The following is a 19,607-nucleotide window of genomic DNA, read 5'->3' as shown; positions in this document are numbered from 1 at the left end:
CCGTCCGGCCGCATCCTGCATGGTGGGATCAACTGCGGCGAAAGGGCAGCCCATGGCGACCGAATCTCCTCGTTGGTTCACGTCCTCGTACAGCTCGAACGGCGGTGACTGCATTGAGGTCGCAGCCAACCTTGCAGCCGCTCGTGGCATCGTTCCGGTCCGTGACTCGAAGGTTGCGGACGGGCCCGTGGTTGCCGTTCCCGTCACCGCGTTCTTGGCGTTCGTCGCGGGTGTTCAGGGCGGAACGTTCGACACCGTCTGAGGAAGCCACTGTGTCGGTCGTTCCAGCCGCACACCCCGGCCCGCTCGCATCTGTCCCGGCTGTGGTTCCGCAGGCTGCCGAAGGCTGATGGACTCACCCCATGACGACCTTGCTGCCCCGCGTCCTGCACGCACTGGAGCGGTTCCATGCCACCCGCCCCTGGGATCACAACGCCCACTACCACCGGTGGATTCTGCGCCGTCTCCCCAGCCGTTTCAGCAGGGCTCTGGACGTCGGATCGGGCAGCGGCGACCTCGCCCGGCTCCTGGCCTCACGGGCCGGAACCGTGCGCGGTATCGACGTCGATCCCACGATCGTCGACCGTGCGCGGGAACTCACGGACGCCGCCGCCCCGGTGACCTTCACGGTCGGAGACGCCCTGCAGGAAGTGCCGCCCGGACCCTATGACGCCATCACCTGTGTCGCCACCATCCACCACATGCCGTTCCGCGACGCCCTCTCCTGCTTCCGGCGGCACCTGTCGCCCGGCGGAACCCTCGTCATCGTCGGTGCCTACCGCCCGCAGTCCCCGAGCGACCACCTGATCGACGCCGTGGCCGTTCCGGCGAACGTCGTCATGGCCTGGATCAAGAGCAGAGGACGCAAGGTCCCGCGACCGGCCTCGATGTCCGCTCCGACCCGACCGGCGGCCATGACCTTCGCGGACATCGTTCTCGACGCCCACCAGGCGCTACCCGGTGCACGATTGCGCCGCCGTCTGTTCTGGCGCTACACACTGGTATGGCACCGGCTTCCGGTCCGCGCGTCGAAAGTAGATCTTGAGCGATGAATGTCCAACGTTCGGGATCGGAAGCGGTGCTGGAGACGGCACACGTACCCCGCCTCGGACCGGGCCGGCCATCAACGGGTGGTGGTGATCCATACGCGTCGCTACTGCTCGTAGGCCTGGGGCCGGCTCCTCCCGACGAATGCCGCGGAGCGCACGGTGGAACAGGCCTCCTGGATTCCCGTCATCACCTGATCCGCCGGACGGTCAGGAACGTGGGTCGGCAGGCGCAGCCGTCTCGGTCCAGGCGGTTTCGAAGTATCTGACGCGTTCGTTCTGCCCGGCAGGTCTCATGCCGGCTGCCAACATCACGTGCTGGGACGCGATGTTGTCGTGGTCGGCGTCGCCCTTCACACGGGTGGCGCCGTGTTTCCGTGCGATCAGCAGCAGTTCGCGGAGGGCTTCGGACGCGTACCCCTTGCCTCGCGCAGACGGGACGAGGCCGTAGCCGACCGTGACAGTGCCGTTCATGTCCGCAGGTCCGTGGAATCCCAGGCCGCCGATCGTCCGACCGTCCTCACGGCGACGGATCTCGTAGTTGCCGAACGGCTGGGGGTCACCGGTGTTCGCGCAGGTGTCCAGGAAGCGCTTGGCGGCGGCCACATCCCCGACGCCGGGGTATCCGGGCGCCCATCGGGCACCGCCGTCCGACTCGCCCGCCACCACCTGCTCGGCCTCGCTGAAGGTCATCGGATGAAGCACGAGCCGCGCCGTCACAAGATCGCTCATGGCAGGGAGGTGTATCACGCGGGACGGCCGTTCAGCACGTGGATTGTCCGACCTGGCGGCACCCCGCATCCGGGCCATGCGCCCGGCCGGCCCTATTCGCCCGGCGCGGCGCGTACTTCGGCCAGGTGGCGTCGGACGTCGGCTCTCCACCCGTAGTGCAGGTAGCGCAGGTCGAGCGATACGGACACGGTGGTCCCCGATTCGTCACCTACCGGCCGTCCGGGCCGCTGTCGGCGCGTGCGGCTCGCACGGCCTCCCGTACGGGATCGACGGCCGCGCTCCATCACGAGCCGTCGCCCGGGCGCGCGTTGAGCACCCGCGCGGCGTCCGGTTCGGGAGGGGGGCTACGCTCTCGGATCATCGATGCGGATGATCGGCACCGACCAGGGGGAGCAGCTTGTGCGTACGGCCACGGTGACAGCCGGCGGGGACCAAATCCGCTGGGTGGAGCTGCCGGGCGAGGACCCGGCCCGTGTCTACGTGCACGGTCTGGGGGCGACGTCGCCCGCCTACTTCACCGAGGTCGCGGTGCACCCGTTGCTGGCAGGCCGCCGTTCGCTGCTGATCGACCTGCTCGGGCACGGCCTCAGCGATCGGCCGACGGATGTCGACTACACCCTGGAGTCGCACGCCGACGCCCTCGCCCGCGCCTTGGAGTACGCCGGTGTCGGCGGCGCCGAGGTGATCGCGCACAGCATGGGCGGCTCGGTGGCCATCGTGCTCGCCACCCGGCATCCGCACCTGGTCTCCCGGCTGGTCCTGGTCGACGCCAACCTCGACCCGATCGCGCCCCTGCGCGGGGCGAACGGCAGCAGCGGCATCGCCGCGTACAGCGAGGAGGACTTCCTCGACGGCGGCTGGGAAGAGGTCCGCGACCAGGCGGGCCCCAGCTGGTGGTCCACCATGCGGCTCACCGGCCGGGAGGCGCTGCACCGCACCGCCACCCATCTCGTACGGGACACCGTTCCGGCACTGCGTGAGCAACTGGTGGACCTGCGGATTCCCCGCGCCTACCTGCTGCCCGAGGCCGACGGGCCGCTTCCGGGCACCGACGCGCTCACTCGGGCCGGGGTGTCCGTCGTCCCGGTCCCGGACTGCGGCCACAACATCATGCTGGACAACCCGCAAGCCTTCGTGCGGACCACGGCGGCGGCGCTGACGGACTGAGCCGCGAGGCCCGGCCCGGAGTCCCACGCGGTCGAGTCCCGCGCGGTCGAGTCCCGCGCGGTCGAGTCCCGCGCGGACGGGGCCGAGGCGCCGGAGGCGGCGGTGGGCGGGGTCTTCCGGATGGCCCCGCCTCCCGCGACCGGCCCCGGCCATCTCCCGAGCCCGACCCGCTCACCCCACGAGATCGCGCCAGAACGGTACCGTCGCCCGCAGCGGTGAAGCGTCGTCCCATCGCGGGGAGCCGTGGGCCTCCTGGTCGATGTAGTCCGCCAGGTCCGCACCGTAGAAGATGATGTCCGTCTGGTGGATCGACAGCACCGGGTGCCCGTACGTGCCGCGGCCGGCCGGGAGGTAGCGGTGCGAGTGGACGGGGACCAGCCGCGGGACGCCGGCCAGCTCCGCACGGGCCGTCGCCAGGGCTTCGGCGAGGACGTCCGGCCGGGGGCCCCACGCCGGTGACCAGAAGGCGTTGTGCTCCACGTCGAACAGCACGCCCTCCACCGGCGACGCCAGGCTCGCGCGCAGACCGTCGCGGTCACCGTCGCGCCAGTCCGGCCACCCTGGCCGCCGGCTGGCCGGGGAGGGGCGTCCTACGGGCAGCCCGGCTGCCAGGAACGCCCGGTGGTCGTCGGCGAACGTGAACCCGAACTCCTCCTCGACGCGCGCGCATTCGATGTCCGTCAGGCCGGGCAGGATCTCGACCCTCCTCAGCCGTGCCAGCCTGCGCGCGGCCTCCTCGCCCAGTCGGGCCCCTGCGTCCGTGGTCATCCCGCCATGGTAGGGGCGCGCTGCGCGGCCCCGGCGGCCGCACGGTTTTGAACCGCTTCCCGGGGGCAACCGGCCGCCATGGACACCAACGCGCGCACGGACGAAGCGGCTCCCACCCGGGGAGACGAGCACCACCTCCTCCTCAGCGCCGACACCAACGGTGACGGCAAGCCGGACGTGTGGATGACGGACACGACCGGCGACGGCAGAGCGGACCTCTACCAGTTCGACACCACCGGCGACGGCACCGTCGACGTGACGGTGGTGGAAGGAGCGGAGGAGCCCGGCACGGACCGGCTCGTCGTCGAGGGCGACGGCGGCCACCCCCCGCAGGTCTGAGGACCCGGTTCCAGGGCGGTGACGGGGGGCGGCGCGAGGAGCGTTTTGGCCGCTCCCGGCGGGCGGGTCAGACTGTGGGCGGCCTCCCGCCCCGCCGGGCCCCGCTCCTCTCCCCGTCAGGAACCGCCGTGTCCCACCTCTCCGCCGCCCCCGAGACCTGCGGCGCCGCCCCGCCGCGCGCCGACGAGCACCGCTTCAGCGCCGTCATCCGCCGCATAGCCGAGGAGATGGCCGACCGCGACGACCACGGCGCCCCCGCCGACTACATCCCGATGCTGGCCGGTGCCGACCCCCGCCGCTTCGGCATGGCCGTCGCGGAGCCGGACGGGACCGTGTACGGGGTGGGGGACTGGCGGCAGCCGTTCTCCACGCAGTCCATCTCGAAGGTGTTCGCCCTGGCCCTGGCGCTCTCCCTGGACGGCGAGCGGATCTGGCGGGGCGTGGGCCGGGAGCCCTCGGGCAATCCCTTCAACTCGCTGGTGCAGCTGGAGTACGAGAACGGCATCCCCCGCAACCCGTTCATCAACGCCGGCGCGCTGGTGGTCACCGACCGGCTCCAGGCCCTGACCGGGGACGCCTCCGGCCAGGTGCGGGAGCTGCTGCGCAGGGAGAGCGGCAACCCCGCCATCGACTTCGTCCCGGAGGTCGCCGCCTCCGAAGCGGCCCATGGCGACCGCAACGCCGCACTGGCCCACTTCATGGCCTCCTACGGCAACGTCACGCACCCGGTCCCCGACCTGCTCACCGCCTACTTCAGCCAGTGCTCGATCGAGGCGTCCTGCGCGGACCTCGCCCTCGCCGCGGGCTTCCTCGCCCGGCGCGGAGTGCGGGCCGACGGGTCCGTCCTGCTGAGCCGCAGCCAGGCGAAGCAGGTCAACGCGGTCATGCTCACCTGCGGGACGTACGACGCGGCCGGGGAGTTCGCCTACCGGGTGGGCCTGCCGGGCAAGAGCGGCGTCGGCGGGGGCATCATCGCCATCGTGCCGGGCGAGTGCACCCTGTGCGTCTGGAGTCCGGGTCTCGACCGGCGCGGCAATTCGGTGGCGGGCGTGGCGGCCCTCGACCGGTTCACCACGCTCACCGGGCTGTCCGTGTTCTGATCCGCCCGCCCTCCCTCCGGGGCCGGTACCGTGCGCCCCCTCCCGTCACCACCCGTGACGCCCCTCCCGTCATCACCCGTGACGCCCCTCCCGTCACCACCCGTGTGCTCGGACGGCAAATGGCCGTGTACGTAAGGGAGTTCGGGGCACTCGGTGGTCAGGCCGGTCCGCTTCGAGACCGGATCCGGAGCGACCGTCCCGAAGGAGCGAGAAGATGGCTACGCAGTACACCGGCCAGCAGCATCACCACGCGCCGAAGAGTGGGGCCGCAGGCAACGTCTTCAGCATCATCGCCATGGTCCTGGGCGTGATCGGGTTCCTCTTCCTGCCGATCGTCTTCGCCCTCGGCGGCCTGGTCATGGCCATCATCGCCAAGACCGTCCGCCATGAGCGCCTCGCCACCATCGCCATCGTGGTCAGCGCCACCGGTCTGGTCGGCGGCATGCTGCTCGGCTACCTCGTCAACACGTGACCTGCGGGTCCGCCACCGTACGACCCCGCACGACCCATGGCACGACCCCGTACGACCTCCGGCCTGAGCCTCACCCACCCCATCCGGAGTGGGTGAGGCTCAGGCGTGTGCGCACGCTCACTCCACTCCGCGCGCCTTCCGGACCTGCCCGATCCGTTCGGCCAGGGCGACGATGACGACGATGGCGACGTTGTCCATGCGCTGAACGGCCACGGGGTGCTCCTTCGTGGTCGCGCGGCCCCGCAGGGGGGCGCCGTTGCTCCGGGGAAGGGGACGTGTTCAGCCCGCTGACCCGCCACCGGGAACGCCCGCCGAATCGCTCGGCCATTCGACCCCCTTCCCGTAAGCGGAAAACGCCCTCGCGCCCGCTGAAATGCTCTTAAAGTCGCCCTGCCATGCAGATCTGCGTGGATTCTTCGAAGAATCCTCCATGGAGGCATTTTGCTGCCTGAAAAGCTCTGTCGAACCGGTTTCAGGGGCACGCGGGCCCGAAGAGCGACGGTGGCCGTCACGGCTCTGACGGTCGGCCTGCTGGCCCCGCTCGGTCAGGCCCCGGCCGGCGCCGCTCCCGCCGCCATCACTCCCGCTGCCACCGCTCCTGCTCCCGCCGCCGCTTCCACCGGGAGCCCGGTCGTGGCCACCGGGACGAACGGCGGGGCCCTGGTTCTGGTGCGCGGCGAGGACGGCACCGTCCACCGGCGCGCCCACGACCCGGAGAAGAACACGTGGGGCGCCTGGACCGACACGGGCGGCAAGGCCGCCGGCGATCCGGTGACCGCCCGCAACCTCAACAAGCGGACCGAGGTGTTCGTACGGCGTGACAGCGGCCGCCTGTGGTCCCAGAGGCAGCAGGCCGACGGCTCCTGGAGCGAGTGGAGCGACCTGGGGACCCCTCCCGGTACGACCGCCGCCGGGGTTCCCGCCGTCGTCGCCAACGACAACACGTACAGGAACCCCGCCCCGAACAAGGAGGGCGTCGTCCGGGGCAACACCGACGGGCGGCTCGAACTCTTCGTCCGGGGCGCCGACAACCGGATCTGGCACCGCGTCCAGAAGGCGCCCAACGGTTCGACCTGGAGCGCGTGGGAGGCGCTGCCGGGCACCTGGGCGGGCAACCCCACCGCCGCGGTCTCCGGAAACGGACGCATCAGCGTCTTCGCGCGCAAGGCCGACGGACGCCTGCGCGTGACGGCGCAGAAGCGCCCGAGCACGCCCGACACCTCGCTGCCCGCAGCCAACTGGGCCGCCTGGAAGGAGATCGGGACCGGCCATACCGGCAACGTCACCGTCGCCCTCAACAACCGCAAGAAGGGCACGTTCCTCCAGGTCTTCGGCAACCGCGGCGGGAACGGGCTGTGGACCGTCACCCAGTCCGAGCCCGGTACGGCGAAGAACCCGACCGGGACCTGGGCCACCGGCAAGGCGCAGCGGATCGGCCCCGCGGTCCCCGGCCGCCCCGTCGTCATCGCCCACAGCGACAGCCGCCTCGCCGTCCACGGCGTCAACGCGGACGGGTACGTCGCCTACCGGACGCAGACCGCCTCCTCCACGCAGGACGCCCCGAACGGGATCTGGGCGGCCGGTTGGAAGCCCCTCGGCGACCGGCAGGCGGACTCCTTCGCGGTGCGCTCCGCTCCGCAGGGCACGACCACCGCGTTCGACGTGTTCGCCATCGGCACGGGCACGAGCACGCTCTACCAGCGCTCCCGGTTGTCCGCCGGCACGGGCGACGGAAGCCGCGAGGACGTCTGGCTCGACTGGGCCGACCTCTCTCCCGTCGGCTCGGGTCCGTGCGACGGCCCCGGCTCCCTGGAGTGCCTGAGCATCGAGAGCGCCGGTCTGAAGCTGGTCCTCGGCCTGGAGAACTCGCTCGACCCCGAGGGCAACGTCACGCGTGAGCCGCAGACCGGCCGGCCGTGGCAGAAGTGGACGCTGAAGAAGACGGGCGACCCGAGCGGCGCGATCGCCATCGTGAACCGCGCCAAGGGCACGTGCCTCGACGAGGACGACGACATCGTCCTCCCCTACCACCTCGTGCTCGCCCCCTGCGATCCGGAGCGGAAGGAGCAGATGTGGTACGTCGAGCCGGTCCTGCCCGAGGGGGCCGACGCGGGGAAGGACACCGCGTCCACGTTCCGCCTGCGTCACCGCGCCGACCCCGAGAGCTGCCTGACCGCGCTGGCGGGGGACGACTGGCCGCACACCGCGAAGAAGGTGGAGCTGATCGACTGCGACACCGAAGCGGACAACGACCACACCACCTGGCGGTTCGGCAACAAGTCCATGGTTCCGGGAGCGACGACGGCGACCGCGCCCGGGGTGCTGGACATCGTCCTCCAGCAGGCCGCCCGGCGGTGCGCCGAGAAGCCCGAGACCAACACGTGCGAGTTCGTCGCCCTGGAGACGCCGAAGGCGTACCGGGCCGCCGAGGGGTGCGTGAGCGGGCAGGTGCTGTACAACCAGAGCTCCGACCGGGACGCGGAGTACTCCATCAGCTGGGCGCACACCACCGGCACGCAGTTCTCCTTCGGCCGGACCGTGGGGGTCTCGATCGAGTTCCTGTCGAGCGAGTTCAGCCTGAACTTCAGCTGGCTCCAGGAGAGCACCAAGACCGAGCAGGTGCAGGTGCACGTACCGCCGAGGCAGTTCGGCTGGGTGGAGTTCGCCCCGGTCCTCCGCGAGACGATCGGCTACTGGAAGATCACGCTGGACGGCCACAAGTGGACCGTGCCGGGCCACAACGTCTCGTACGCCAAGAACGGCACGAGCGGTGCGGAGACCTACGTCGTCCCCCGTACGTCCGACACCCCGCCCCACGGCGATCACTGTGACTGATCCGCCGATGTGCCCGATGTGCCGGATGTGCTGATCCGGTGCCGGTGATCCGCTCGCCGTCGCTCCCGCGCCGGTGAGCGGGACGGCCCCGGGAACCCTGTTTCCCGGGGCCGCCCGCCGCGCGGTCGAGCGGGCGCGGCCGGGAAGGCGACCGCGGCGGCCGCTTCCGCTCGCCTGCGAACGGCGGGCCCCGTCGCGTACGGGTGCGCGGGCCACCCGTCCGGAGTACGCGACAATGGGGCCATGACCACGCTCGCCCCCGCCCTCCCGCAGCTCCGCATCGGCCCGCACACCGTGCAGCCGCCGGTCGTGCTGGCCCCGATGGCCGGCATCACCAACGCCCCGTTCCGGACGCTGTGCCGGGAGTTCTCCGGGGGCAAGGGGCTGTTCGTCAGCGAGATGATCACCACGCGGGCGCTGGTCGAGCGCAACGAGAAGACCATGCAGCTCATCCACTTCGACGCCACCGAGACGCCGCGCTCGATCCAGCTGTACGGAGTGGACCCGGTCACCGTCGGCAAGGCCGTCCGTATGATCGTGGACGAGGACCTGGCCGACCACATCGACCTCAACTTCGGCTGCCCGGTCCCCAAGGTCACCCGCAAGGGCGGCGGCTCCGCGCTCCCGTACAAGCGGCCCCTGCTGCGGGCGATCCTCCGGGAGGCCGTCTCGAACGCCGGTGACCTCCCCGTCACCATCAAGATGCGCAAGGGCATCGACGACGACCACCTCACCTTCCTCGACGCGGGCCGCATCGCCGTCGAGGAGGGCGTCACCGCCGTCGCCCTGCACGGGCGCACCACCGCCCAGCACTACGGCGGCACCGCCGACTGGGACGCCATCGCCCGGCTCAAGGAGCACGTCCCGGAGATCCCGGTGCTCGGCAACGGCGACATCTGGTGCGCCGACGACGCCCTGCGGATGATGCGCGAGACCGGCTGCGACGGCGTCGTCGTCGGCCGCGGCTGCCTCGGGCGGCCCTGGCTCTTCGCCGACCTGGTGAGCGCGATGGAGGGGCGCACGACCCGGCACGCGCCCACCCTGCGCGAGGTCGCGGACGTCATGGTGCGCCACGCGACGCTGCTGGGGGAGTGGATCGGCGACGAGGCGCGGGGCGTGATCGACTTCCGCAAGCACGTCGCCTGGTACCTCAAGGGCTTCGCGGTCGGCTCCGAGATGCGCAAGAAGCTGGCCGTCACCTCCTCGCTGGAGGAGCTGGCCTCCCAGCTGCACGAGCTGGACCTCGACCAGCCCTGGCCGGACGGCGCGGACGGGCCCCGTGGGCGGACCTCGGGCAACAACCGGGTCGTCCTGCCGGACGGCTGGCTCAAGGACCCGTACGACTGCGCGGGCGTCAGCGCCGACGCCGAACTGGACACCTCCGGCGGCTGACCGCGTACGGACGCGGGCCCTGCCCGTACCCCGTGACGCCCCGGCCCGCCGCGTCCGTCCGGGATGCCGTCCGCGCCGGGGCCGCGCTCAGCCCGTGACGTCCGGACCCGCGTGGCGTTCCAGCGGGGCCGCCGCCGCGGAGTTCATCACGTTGAAGACGACGCTGCCCGCCCGGTAGCGGTCGTCCGTCCACTCGATGGCCCGGCCCGCCGCCGTGTACGTCAGATGGCGCTGGCGCAGCAGCGGGCTGGCCCGGCGGACCCGCAGCAGCCGGGCGTCCTCGCTGCCCGCCGCCACCGCGTCGATCAGGTGCTCACCGTAGTGCGCGACGACGTCCGCCCGCTCCGCGATGCTGTCCATGATCGAGACGCAGTCCTCGGGGAGCGCGAGGACCGCCGGGGCCACCCACTCCGCGTACACGGTCCGCTCGACCATCACCGGTTCGCCGTCCAGGCGTCGCAGTCGCAGCACGTACAGCACCCCGCTGCCCGGTTCGGCGCCCAGCCGGGCCGCCTCCTCGTCGGTCGCGGGCCGCGCGGTGCGCTCCAGGATGCGGCTGGAGACCTCGCACCCCATCGCCCGCGCCCACTGCGCGAAGCTGTTCAGCTGCTGGAAGCTCTGCCGCCGCTCCTGGCGCAGCACCACCCGCCGGGCCCCCTGCCGGGAGCCGATCATCCCCTCGGAGGCGAGCAGGGCCACCGCCTGGCGCACCGTGCCGCGCGAGACCTCCCAGCGGGCGGCCAGGTCGCTCTCGGACGGCAGCCGGGAGCCCAGCGGATGGGCGCCGCTGCGGATCGCCTGACGCAGCGATTCGGCGATCTCCTCGTAACGCGAACGGCCCACACGTCCCCCGTCGGTCGGCTGATGTCTGACCGGACTGTGCACAGGCAGCTGACCGTGCGGTGGTCCGAAGGCCCACCCTAACGTCTCCTCGCATCGGTCCCGCGTCCGGTTCCGCCGTCGTCACAACTCCGACATGACGGGCTTTCCTCTTCCGCCGGTCTTGCGGGGGCGGACATCGGGTGTTCACCGCGCCGACATCTGAGAAGGGCGAACTGATGCCAGCTTGTCTGAACAAGTGACCCTCACTTCGCTCCGGGAGACTCACCGTGCACAGAGCCCGACCCCGCCTCCGCACCCGCGCCAACGGCCGTGCCGTCGCCGCTCTCGCCCTCTCCACCGCCGCCCTCACCGCGCTCACCGCGTGCGGCGCGGCGCCCGAGGAGAAGACCGCGACGGGGGTGAACGGGGTGAAGTCCACCGAGGCCGCCTCGGTCGCCGACTTCGGCGGGCTGGAGAAGCTGGTCGCCGCCGCCGAGAAGGAGGGTGAGCTGAACGTGATCGCCCTGCCGCCGGACTGGGCGAACTACGGCGAGATCATCAAGGCGTTCGAGGCCACGTACAAGATCAAGATCAAGAGCGAGACGCCCGACGCGTCCAGCTCCGACGAGATAGCCGCCGTCAAGTCCCGCAAGGGCCAGAAGCGCGCCCCCGACGTCCTCGACCTCGGTATCGCCTTCGCCCGCAGCGGCGCGGCCGAGAACCTCTTCGCCCCGTACAAGGTCGCCTCCTGGGACAAGATCCCCGACAGCCAGAAGGACGCGGACGGCCGCTGGTACAACGACTACGGCGGCTACGTCTCCATCGGCTGCGACGCCGCCCGCATCACGACCTGCCCCGAGACCTTCGCCGACCTGCTGAAGCCCGAGTACAAGGGCAAGGTGGCCCTCAACGGCAACCCGACCAAGTCCGGCTCCGCGTTCGGCGGCGTGTACGCGGCCTCGCTCGCGAACAAGGGCTCGTTCGGGGACATCCAGCCCGGCATCGACTTCTTCGGCAAGCTGAAGAAGAGCGGCAACTTCATCCCCGTCGAGTCCACCCCGGCGACCGTCGAGAAGGGCGAGACGCCGATCAGCATCGACTGGGACTACCTGAACGCCGGGTACGCCGACCAGTTCAAGGGCAAGGGCGTCGACTGGAAGGTCTCCGTGCCGACCGACGGCGTCTACGCCCAGTTCTACTCCCAGGCCATCAACAAGGAGGCCCCGCACCCGGCCGCCGCCCGCCTCTGGATGGAGTTCCTGTACAGCGCCGAGGGCCAGAACCTCTGGCTCAAGGGCTACGCCCGCCCCGTGCTGCTGCCCGCCATGACCGAGGACGGCACGGCCGACAAGGCCTTTGTCGCCAAGCTGCCGAAGGTCGCGGGCACCCCGTCCTTCCCCTCCTCCGAGGAGCTGGACCAGGCCAACGCCACCCTCGCCGAGAACTGGGACAAGGCCGTCTCCTGATGACTTCCGCCCACCCGACCGCCGCCCCGGTACGCGGGGCGGCCCCCGCCGGGGCGCCGGGCACCGGTCCCACGGCCGCGGGGCCCACGACCACCGGGCCCCGGCCGGCGGGCCGTCCGCGCCGGGCCCGGCCCGCCCGCGCCTGGCTCGGCGCGCTCCCGCTGCTCGTCTTCGCCGGCCTCTGCTTCGGACTGCCCGCCGGCGCCCTGCTGTACGGGGCGCTCACCCGCACCGACCCGGTCGCCGGGACCACCGAGTTCACCGGCGAGCACCTGGAGCGTTCGCTCCGGGGGCCCTACCTCACCTCGCTCACCGGCAGCGTCGAACTGTCCGCGCTGACCGCCGCCCTCGCCACCGTGCTCGGGGTGCTGATCGCCCGGGCCGTCGTCACCTCCCGGCGCGGCGCGCTGCGCGGGGCGGTCCTCACCGCCTCCGGGGTGCTGGCCAACTTCGGCGGCATCCCGCTCGCCTTCGCCTTCGTCGCGACCCTCGGCATCTCCGGGGTCGTCACGGAGATCGGCCACCTGGACGCGCTCGGCTGGAACCTCTACTCCTTCACCGGGCTCACCGTCATCTACCTCTACTTCCTGGTCCCGCTCATGGTCCTCGTCGTCGTCCCCGCGCTGGACGGGCTGCGCCCGCAGTGGCGGGAGGCCGCGCTCAGCACCGGGGCCTCCACCTGGCAGTTCTGGCGCCACGTCGGCCTGCCGGTGCTCGCGCCCTCGCTGCTCGGCGGCTTCGTCCTCCTCTTCGGCAGCGCCTTCGCCGCGCACGCCACGGCCGCCGCCCTGGTCGGCGGCTCCGTCCCGCTGGTCACCCTGAAGATCGCCGACGCGCTCTCCGGCAACGTCCTGGTCGGCCAGGAGAACGTGGCCCTGGCGCTGAGCCTCGACATGATCGTGATCGCCGGACTGGTGATGGCCGTCTACCTGCCCCTCCAGCGACGGAGTTCCCGATGGCTGCGCTGACCCCCGCCTCCCCGGCCGCCGTCCCCGCCGCGGAGCGGAAGGCCCGCCGCCCCCGTCCCCGCTACTGGCGCGGAGCGGTGCTCACCGTCGCGGGCCTGTACTTCCTCACCCCGCTGATCTCCTCGTTCGTCTTCACCGTCCACGTACCGGGGCAGGGCGTCACCTTCGCCGCGTACAGCGGAATCCTGTCGGCCGAAGGCTTCACCGAGAGTCTGTTCCTCTCGCTCTCGCTGGCCGCCGCCACCATCGCGCTCGCCCTGCTACTTGTCGTGCCCGCCCTGATCGCGGTCCGGCTCGGACCGGCCCGGCTGCGCGCCGTCGTCGAGATCGTCTGCATGCTGCCGCTGGTGGTGCCGCCGATCGCCCTGGTCACCGGGATCGCCACGGTGCTGCGCTGGGGACCCGACCACCTCTCCCGCACCCCGCTCTACCAGACCTTCCTCGCCGTGCAGAACGAGTCGTTCCCGGTGGTGCTGGTCCTCGCCTACACCGTGCTGGCGCTGCCGTTCGTCCACCGCTCGCTGGACGCCGGACTGCGCGCGGTCGACGTGCCCACCCTGGTGGAGGCGGCCCGCAACTGCGGGGCCGGGCGGCTGTACGTGATCCTCCGCGTCATCCTGCCCAACCTGCGCTCCTCGCTCGCCGGGGCGTCCTTCCTCACCCTGGCGCTGGTGCTCGGCGAGTACACCGTCGCCTCCCTGCTGGGCTTCCGGCCCTTCGCGGTGTGGATCGTCTCCGTCTCCGGCGCCGAGGCCCGCATGTCGGTCGCGGTGTCGCTGCTCAGCCTGCTGATCACCTGGGCCCTGCTGCTCGTCCTCTCCCGCGCCGGAACCGGCGGGTCCACCGACGTCCCGGCCGCCGGACCCGCTGCCCCCGGACCCGCTGCCCCCGGACCCGCCCCCGCCGGACCCGCCGCCCCCGGAGCCGCTCCGGCCGGACCCACCACCGCCGGGTCCGCCGCCCCGGCCGCCGCCCCCATTCCCGTACCCGGCAAGGAGTAGTCACCCATGTCAGCCCTGCCAGCCCTGTCCGCCCCGTCCGCCGGCCGCCGCCCCGAGCGGGCCGGGCCCGCCGCGCGCGCCGGTGCGGGAGCACGGGTGGAGTTCCGCTCGCTGCGCCGGGCGTTCGGCCCCACCGTGGCCCTCGACGGACTCGACCTCACCGCCGAACCCGGCGAACTCCTCGCCCTCCTCGGCCCCTCCGGCTGCGGCAAGACCACCGCGCTGCGGGTGCTCGCCGGATTCGAGCAGCCGGACTCCGGCGAGGTCCTGGTGGATGGCGAGGACATCACGCCGATCCCCGCCAACCGGCGCGACGCCGGAATGGTCTTCCAGTCCTACAGCCTCTTCCCGCACCTGAACGCCCGCGACAACGTCGCCTTCGGCCTGCGCGTGCGGAAGGCGCCCGCCGCCGAACGGCACGCCACCGCCGCCGAGCTCCTCGCTCTGGTCGGCCTGCCCGACCACGGCGGACGCTTCCCGCACCAGATGTCCGGCGGCCAGCAGCAGCGGGTCGCCCTGGCCCGCGCGCTCGCGCTGCGGCCCCGCGTGCTCCTGCTGGACGAGCCGCTCTCGGCACTCGATGCCAAGGTCCGGCTCTCGCTCCGCGAGGAGATCCGCCGCCTCCAGCTCTCGCTCGGCATCACCACCATCTTCGTCACCCACGACCAGGAGGAGGCCCTTTCGATGGCCGACCGGGTCGCCGTCCTGAACGCGGGCCGCCTGGAGCAGTGCGCACCCCCGGCCGAGCTGTACGACCGCCCTGCCACCGCGTTCGTCGCTGAGTTCGTCGGGACCATGAACCGGCTGCCGGGCCGGCTGACCGGCACCGGTTCGGTCGAGGTCGCCGGCTCCACCCTGCCGGTGGACGGCGAGGCCCCGGCTGGCAGCGGCCCCGTCGAGGTGCTGCTGCGGCCCGAGGGCATCCGTGTCCAGGCCGACCCGGACGGCACCGCCACCGTGGTCTCCGCCTCCTTCCTCGGCTCGGTCACCCGCGTCCTGCTCGACCTCCCGGACGGCACCGCGGTCAAGGCCGACCTGGCATCGCGGGACGCCGCCGACCTGCTGCCCGGCGTACGGGCCACGGTCGCCCCCGTACCGCGACCGGTGCTGGTCGTCCCCGCGGCGACCCCGGACGGGAGGACCGGTTCCACCCGCTCCGTACGGGAGACGCCGGCCGGGAAGGCGGACGCGTGACGGCGCCCGCGGCCGTGCTGTTCGACATGGACGGCACCCTCGTCGACACCGAGGTGCTCTGGTGGGAGACGGCCGACGAGGTCGCCGCCGGGCTCGGCCACCGGCTGACCGACGCGGACGCGCCGGAGGTCGTCGGACGGGCCGTCGCGGACACCGCCGCTCATCTGATCGCGGTGACGGGCCGGACGCCGGCCGCGCTGCCCGCGATCGCTGACGAACTGACCGGCTCCTTCTTCCGCAAGGTCGAGGCGGGAGCACCCCTGCGCCCCGGAGCCGCCGCTCTGCTGGCCGCGCTGGAGCGGGCCGGAGTGCCGTTCGCACTGGTCAGCGCCTCACCGCGGAGCGTGGTGGACGCGGTGGTGGCGGGCGCGCTGGCCGGCGTTCCCTTCGCCTTCACCCTGTCGGCCGACGACACCGCCCTGACCAAGCCGCACCCCGATCCGTACCTGGCGGCGGCGGGCCGGTTCGGTGTCCCGGCCTCGGCCTGCGTGGCCGTCGAGGACTCCCCGGACGGCACCGCGTCCGCGCACGCCGCGGGGTGCGCGGTGCTGGTCGTGCCCTCGCTGCTGCCGGTGCGGCCCGCGCGGGGGAGGACCTTCGCCCGTAGCCTGGAAGAGGTGGATTCCGGGGTGCTCGCGGAGTGCCTGCGGCGTCCCGAGGCGTCCGGATCCTGAAATTCGGAGCCCGAATCGAGCGTGATTCACGCCACCCCTGATCGGGGTTGCGCTCAGATGAGCAAATCGGAGGCGGCTGCACTTCTGGAAGACGTGGCACTCAGTGCCACCCCGCTGCGTTCGAGGAGTGGACTCATCTGCTCCGCGATACGCTCCGATGAGCGGTATGAGTCAAGTTTCGGCCATGTCGCCTTCAGGAGGTGAAGTCAAGGATTTCCCTGCTTCGGCCTGACGGCCCTTTGGATCTGCTGGCGGACGGGTGGTTGCGGCCGTATGACGACCAGGTGGACGTACCCATACGCCTTCGATCTGGGTATGTTCCTCGCCGTCAGGGCAGCCACCGCGTCCTCGAGGAGTCGAGACCCGTGTCGGAAAACAAAGATCCCCAGAAGTTCGTCTACGACTTCACCGAGGGCAACAAGGATCTGAAGGACCTCCTGGGCGGCAAGGGCGCCAACCTCGCCGAGATGACCAACCTCGGGTTGCCCGTCCCTCCGGGCTTCACCATCACCACCGAGGCGTGCAAGGTCTACCTGGAGAGCGGCGACGCGCCGACCGAGCTGCGCGACGAGGTGAGTGCGCACCTCACGGCCCTGGAAGAGCGCATGGGCAAGCGGCTCGGCCAGGCCGACGACCCGCTGCTGGTCTCCGTACGCTCCGGCGCGAAGTTCTCCATGCCGGGCATGATGGACACGGTCCTCAACATCGGCCTCTCCGACGCCTCGGTGGCCGGTCTCGCCACCCAGTCCGGCGACGAGCGCTTCGCCTGGGACTCCTACCGCCGCCTCATCCAGATGTTCGGCAAGACCGTCCTCGGCGTCGACGGCGACCTCTTCGAGGAGGCCCTGGAGGCCGCCAAGCACGCGAAGAAGGTCACGGTCGACACCGACCTCGCCGCGGCCGACCTGAAGAAGCTGGTCAAGCAGTTCAAGAAGATCGTGGAGTCCGAGGCCGGGCGCGAGTTCCCGCAGGACGCCCGTGAGCAGATGGACCTCGCCATAAACGCGGTCTTCGACTCGTGGAACACCGACCGCGCCAAGCTCTACCGCCGCCAGGAGCGCATCCCCGGCGACCTCGGCACGGCCGTCAACGTCTGTTCGATGGTCTTCGGCAACCTCGGCCCCGACTCCGGCACCGGCGTCGCCTTCACCCGCGACCCGGCCAGCGGCCACCAGGGCGTCTACGGCGACTACCTCCAGAACGCGCAGGGCGAGGACGTCGTCGCCGGCATCCGCAACACCGTGCCGCTCGCCGACCTGGAGTCGATCGACAAGAAGTCGTACGACCAGCTCATGCAGATCATGGAGACCTTGGAGAACCACTACAAGGATCTCTGCGACATCGAGTTCACCATCGAGCGCGGCCAGCTCTGGATGCTCCAGACCCGTGTCGGCAAGCGCACCGCCGGCGCCGCCTTCCGGATCGCCACCCAGCTCGTGGACCAGGGCCTGATCGACGAGGCCGAGGCGCTCCAGCGGGTCAACGGAGCCCAGCTCGCCCAGCTGATGTTCCCGCGCTTCGACGACGCCGCGAAGACCGACCTGCTCGGCCGGGGCATCGCCGCCTCGCCCGGCGCCGCGGTCGGCAAGGCCGTCTTCGACTCGTACACCGCGATCAAGTGGTCCCGCTCCGGCGAGAAGGTCATCCTGATCCGCCGCGAGACCAACCCCGACGACCTCGAAGGCATGATCGCCGCCGAGGGCATCCTGACCTCGCGCGGCGGCAAGACCTCGCACGCGGCGGTCGTGGCGCGCGGCATGGGCAAGACCTGCGTCTGCGGCGCGGAGGACCTGGAGGTCGACACCAAGCGCCGCCGGATGACGGTCGGCGGCATCGTGATCGAGGAGGGCGACCTCGTCTCGATCGACGGCTCCACCGGCAAGGTCTACCGGGGCGAGGTCCCCGTCGTACCGTCCCCGGTCGTCGAGTACTTCGAGGGCCGGATGCACGCCGGAGCCGACGACGCCGACGAACTGGTCGCCGCCGTGCACCGGATCATGGCGTACGCGGACCGGGTCCGCCGGCTGCGCGTGCGGGCCAACGCCGACAACGCCGAGGACGCCCTGCGCGCCCGCCGCTTCGGCGCCCAGGGCATCGGTCTGTGCCGCACCGAGCACATGTTCCTCGGCGAGCGCCGCGAGATGGTCGAGAAGCTGATCCTCGCGGACACCGACGACGAGCGCGAGACCGCGCTGGCCGCCCTGCTCCCGCTCCAGAAGGCCGACTTCATCGAGCTGTTCGAGTCGATGGACGGACTGCCCGTCACCGTCCGGCTGCTGGACCCGCCGCTGCACGAGTTCCTGCCCGACATCACCGAGCTGTCGGTCCGCGTCGCGCTCGCCGAGTCCCGCAAGGACGCCAACGAGAACGACCTGCGCCTGCTCCAGGCGGTGCACAAGCTGCACGAGCAGAACCCGATGCTGGGTCTGCGCGGGGTGCGTCTGGGCCTGGTCATCCCCGGCCTCTTCGCCATGCAGGTACGGGCGATCGCCGAGGCCGCCGCCCAGCGCAAGAACGCCAAGGGCGACCCGCGCGCCGAGATCATGATCCCGCTCGTCGGCACGGTCCAGGAGCTGGAGATCGTCCGCGAGGAGGCCGACCGGGTCATCGCCGAGGTCCAGGCCGCCACCGGCACCGACCTCAAGCTGACCATCGGCACCATGATCGAGCTGCCGCGCGCCGCGCTGACGGCGGGCCAGATCGCCGAGGCCGCGCAGTTCTTCTCCTTCGGCACGAACGACCTGACCCAGACGGTGTGGGGCTTCTCCCGCGACGACGTGGAGGCCTCGTTCTTCACCGCGTACCTGGAGAAGGGCATCTTCGGTGTCTCCCCGTTCGAGACGATCGACAAGGACGGCGTCGGCGCGCTGGTCCGCAGCGCCGTCGAGGCCGGCCGGGCCACCCGCCCCGACCTCAAGCTCGGCGTCTGCGGCGAGCACGGCGGCGACCCGGAGTCGGTGCACTTCTTCCACGAGGTGGGCCTGGACTACGTGTCCTGCTCGCCGTTCCGCATCCCGGTAGCCCGCCTGGAGGCGGGCCGGGCCGCAGCCGAGTCCAAGGGCAGTGACAGCCGCTGACCCGGACTCACCGGTCCGGGGTGCACGAACACCCCGGATCTCCTGGGCAGGGCTGCACGAACAGCCCTGCCCATCGACCACGGCCGCATGGACGGCCTGCCCCTCCGGGGCCGTAGCGGGAAGCCGAGCCCGGCCCTCACCGGGCGCACCGGCCCCGCCCCGGCCACGGAGGACCAGGAAGCGGCGGCACCCTGTGCGGGGGTGCCGCCGCTTCGCCGTGCGGCCCGGTGTGCGTCACCACTTCGCCCGCGCGGCCCGGCGGATGCTTTTACGCGGGACGGCCGCGATGCACAGGGGCCGTGCGCGGAGATGACCGGCCGTAGCGAGAAGCCGTCAGGAACGCGCACCGAATGGAGCGCGGAAGGTGTGGCGCAGAGCACATTGCGCCGTTGCGTCGTTTAATACGCAAAGAAATTCGGGTGTCCGGCGGGAGACCGGGGTGCGGTCCATGGATCCCCACCCATGGACCGCACCCGGCTTACCCCCATCGGGTACGGAGCCGCACCGTCACCCACCGCCGCCGAACACATGAAGCCCCCCACGGCCTTCAGGTG

The 19,607-nt window shown here is 71.7% G+C and carries 17 protein-coding genes; 14 read left to right on the top strand and 3 right to left on the bottom strand.

The features are described from left to right. The first annotated feature begins 52 nt into the window (after positions 1 to 52). Complete coding sequence (locus QFZ71_RS08010; protein WP_307667561.1) at positions 53 to 262, top strand: DUF397 domain-containing protein; 210 nt, start codon at positions 53 to 55, stop codon at positions 260 to 262. A gap of 100 nt (positions 263 to 362) precedes the next feature. Further along, a complete protein-coding gene (locus tag QFZ71_RS08005; protein ID WP_307667560.1) occupies positions 363 to 1,052 on the top strand; it encodes a bifunctional 2-polyprenyl-6-hydroxyphenol methylase/3-demethylubiquinol 3-O-methyltransferase UbiG in 690 nt (229 codons plus the stop codon). A 204-nt stretch (positions 1,053 to 1,256) separates the two neighbouring features. Here QFZ71_RS08005 and QFZ71_RS08000 read toward each other — a convergent pair whose 3' ends face one another. Then, complete coding sequence (locus QFZ71_RS08000) at positions 1,257 to 1,778, bottom strand: GNAT family N-acetyltransferase (protein WP_307667559.1); 522 nt, start codon at positions 1,776 to 1,778, stop codon at positions 1,257 to 1,259. A gap of 399 nt (positions 1,779 to 2,177) precedes the next feature. Between QFZ71_RS08000 and QFZ71_RS07995 the strand changes: the two genes are divergently transcribed. Next, positions 2,178 to 2,945 (top strand): alpha/beta fold hydrolase, encoded by a 768-nt coding sequence (locus QFZ71_RS07995; RefSeq protein WP_307671373.1) that lies wholly within the window; start codon positions 2,178 to 2,180, stop codon positions 2,943 to 2,945. 171 nt (positions 2,946 to 3,116) lie between these two features. On the opposite strand, the gene QFZ71_RS07990 is transcribed toward QFZ71_RS07995, so the two are convergent. Further along, entirely contained in the window at positions 3,117 to 3,713 is a 597-nt protein-coding gene (locus tag QFZ71_RS07990; RefSeq protein ID WP_307667558.1) for a hypothetical protein, read from the bottom strand. A 78-nt stretch (positions 3,714 to 3,791) separates the two neighbouring features. Between QFZ71_RS07990 and QFZ71_RS07985 the strand changes: the two genes are divergently transcribed. The 5 genes from QFZ71_RS07985 to dusB all read left to right on the top strand — a co-directional run bounded on the left by QFZ71_RS07985 (position 3,792) and on the right by dusB (position 9,851). Continuing rightward, positions 3,792 to 4,052: a hypothetical protein gene (locus QFZ71_RS07985; protein WP_307667557.1), complete on the top strand. Its 261-nt coding sequence runs from the start codon at positions 3,792 to 3,794 to the stop codon at positions 4,050 to 4,052. A gap of 128 nt (positions 4,053 to 4,180) precedes the next feature. After that, positions 4,181 to 5,152, top strand: coding sequence for a glutaminase (locus tag QFZ71_RS07980; protein WP_307667556.1), 972 nt, complete (start codon positions 4,181 to 4,183; stop codon positions 5,150 to 5,152). Positions 5,153 to 5,366: 214 nt separating this feature from the next. Continuing rightward, positions 5,367 to 5,624 (top strand): hypothetical protein, encoded by a 258-nt coding sequence (locus QFZ71_RS07975; RefSeq protein ID WP_307667555.1) that lies wholly within the window; start codon positions 5,367 to 5,369, stop codon positions 5,622 to 5,624. Between the two features lie 501 nt (positions 5,625 to 6,125). Further along, positions 6,126 to 8,459, top strand: a complete 2,334-nt coding sequence (locus tag QFZ71_RS07970) for a hypothetical protein (protein WP_307667554.1) — start codon at positions 6,126 to 6,128, stop codon at positions 8,457 to 8,459. Between the two features lie 243 nt (positions 8,460 to 8,702). Then, positions 8,703 to 9,851, top strand: a complete 1,149-nt coding sequence (gene dusB / locus QFZ71_RS07965) for a tRNA dihydrouridine synthase DusB (RefSeq protein WP_307667553.1) — start codon at positions 8,703 to 8,705, stop codon at positions 9,849 to 9,851. 87 nt (positions 9,852 to 9,938) lie between these two features. Here the strand turns inward: dusB and QFZ71_RS07960 are convergent, their stop codons facing one another. After that, entirely contained in the window at positions 9,939 to 10,694 is a 756-nt protein-coding gene (locus QFZ71_RS07960; RefSeq protein WP_307667552.1) for a GntR family transcriptional regulator, read from the bottom strand. A 266-nt stretch (positions 10,695 to 10,960) separates the two neighbouring features. Between QFZ71_RS07960 and QFZ71_RS07955 the strand changes: the two genes are divergently transcribed. The 6 genes from QFZ71_RS07955 (at position 10,961) to ppdK (ending at position 19,053) form a co-directional block, all read left to right on the top strand. Then, the gene (locus QFZ71_RS07955) at positions 10,961 to 12,139 is read left to right on the top strand and encodes an ABC transporter substrate-binding protein (RefSeq protein WP_307667551.1); all 1,179 of its coding nucleotides are present in this window, start codon (positions 10,961 to 10,963) and stop codon (positions 12,137 to 12,139) included. Then, positions 12,139 to 13,107: an ABC transporter permease subunit gene (locus QFZ71_RS07950; RefSeq protein WP_307667550.1), complete on the top strand. Its 969-nt coding sequence runs from the start codon at positions 12,139 to 12,141 to the stop codon at positions 13,105 to 13,107. Before QFZ71_RS07955 ends, QFZ71_RS07950 begins: the two co-directional genes overlap by 1 nt. Beyond that, positions 13,095 to 14,108: an ABC transporter permease gene (locus QFZ71_RS07945; protein WP_307667549.1), complete on the top strand. Its 1,014-nt coding sequence runs from the start codon at positions 13,095 to 13,097 to the stop codon at positions 14,106 to 14,108. The genes QFZ71_RS07950 and QFZ71_RS07945 overlap by 13 nt, the downstream gene beginning before the upstream one ends. A gap of 6 nt (positions 14,109 to 14,114) precedes the next feature. Continuing rightward, on the top strand, positions 14,115 to 15,302 hold the full coding sequence (locus QFZ71_RS07940) for an ABC transporter ATP-binding protein (protein ID WP_307667548.1): 1,188 nt from the start codon (positions 14,115 to 14,117) through the stop codon (positions 15,300 to 15,302). Next, entirely contained in the window at positions 15,299 to 15,976 is a 678-nt protein-coding gene (locus QFZ71_RS07935) for an HAD family hydrolase (protein WP_373465089.1), read from the top strand. Before QFZ71_RS07940 ends, QFZ71_RS07935 begins: the two co-directional genes overlap by 4 nt. Before the next feature lie 365 nt (positions 15,977 to 16,341). Then, positions 16,342 to 19,053 (top strand): pyruvate, phosphate dikinase, encoded by a 2,712-nt coding sequence (ppdK, locus tag QFZ71_RS07930; protein WP_307667547.1) that lies wholly within the window; start codon positions 16,342 to 16,344, stop codon positions 19,051 to 19,053. The last annotated feature ends 554 nt before the right edge of the window (positions 19,054 to 19,607 follow it).

It is taken from the genome of Streptomyces sp. V2I9, assembly GCF_030817475.1.
Classification (GTDB): Bacteria; Actinomycetota; Actinomycetes; order Streptomycetales; family Streptomycetaceae; genus Streptomyces.
Note: the sequence above shows the minus strand (reverse complement) of the source record. Positions and strands in the feature narration are given on the sequence as shown.

Coding starts and splice junctions, on each gene's coding strand:
- QFZ71_RS08005 (WP_307667560.1), top strand. CDS start 363: ATGACGACCTTGCTGCCCCGCGTCCTGCACGCACTGGAGCGGTTCCAT.
- QFZ71_RS08010 (WP_307667561.1), top strand. CDS start 53: ATGGCGACCGAATCTCCTCGTTGGTTCACGTCCTCGTACAGCTCGAAC.
- QFZ71_RS07975 (WP_307667555.1), top strand. CDS start 5,367: ATGGCTACGCAGTACACCGGCCAGCAGCATCACCACGCGCCGAAGAGT.
- QFZ71_RS07950 (WP_307667550.1), top strand. CDS start 12,139: ATGACTTCCGCCCACCCGACCGCCGCCCCGGTACGCGGGGCGGCCCCC.
- QFZ71_RS07940 (WP_307667548.1), top strand. CDS start 14,115: ATGTCAGCCCTGCCAGCCCTGTCCGCCCCGTCCGCCGGCCGCCGCCCC.
- QFZ71_RS08000 (WP_307667559.1), bottom strand. CDS start 1,778: ATGAGCGATCTTGTGACGGCGCGGCTCGTGCTTCATCCGATGACCTTC.
- QFZ71_RS07990 (WP_307667558.1), bottom strand. CDS start 3,713: ATGACCACGGACGCAGGGGCCCGACTGGGCGAGGAGGCCGCGCGCAGG.
- dusB (WP_307667553.1), top strand. CDS start 8,703: ATGACCACGCTCGCCCCCGCCCTCCCGCAGCTCCGCATCGGCCCGCAC.
- QFZ71_RS07985 (WP_307667557.1), top strand. CDS start 3,792: ATGGACACCAACGCGCGCACGGACGAAGCGGCTCCCACCCGGGGAGAC.
- QFZ71_RS07945 (WP_307667549.1), top strand. CDS start 13,095: ATGGCTGCGCTGACCCCCGCCTCCCCGGCCGCCGTCCCCGCCGCGGAG.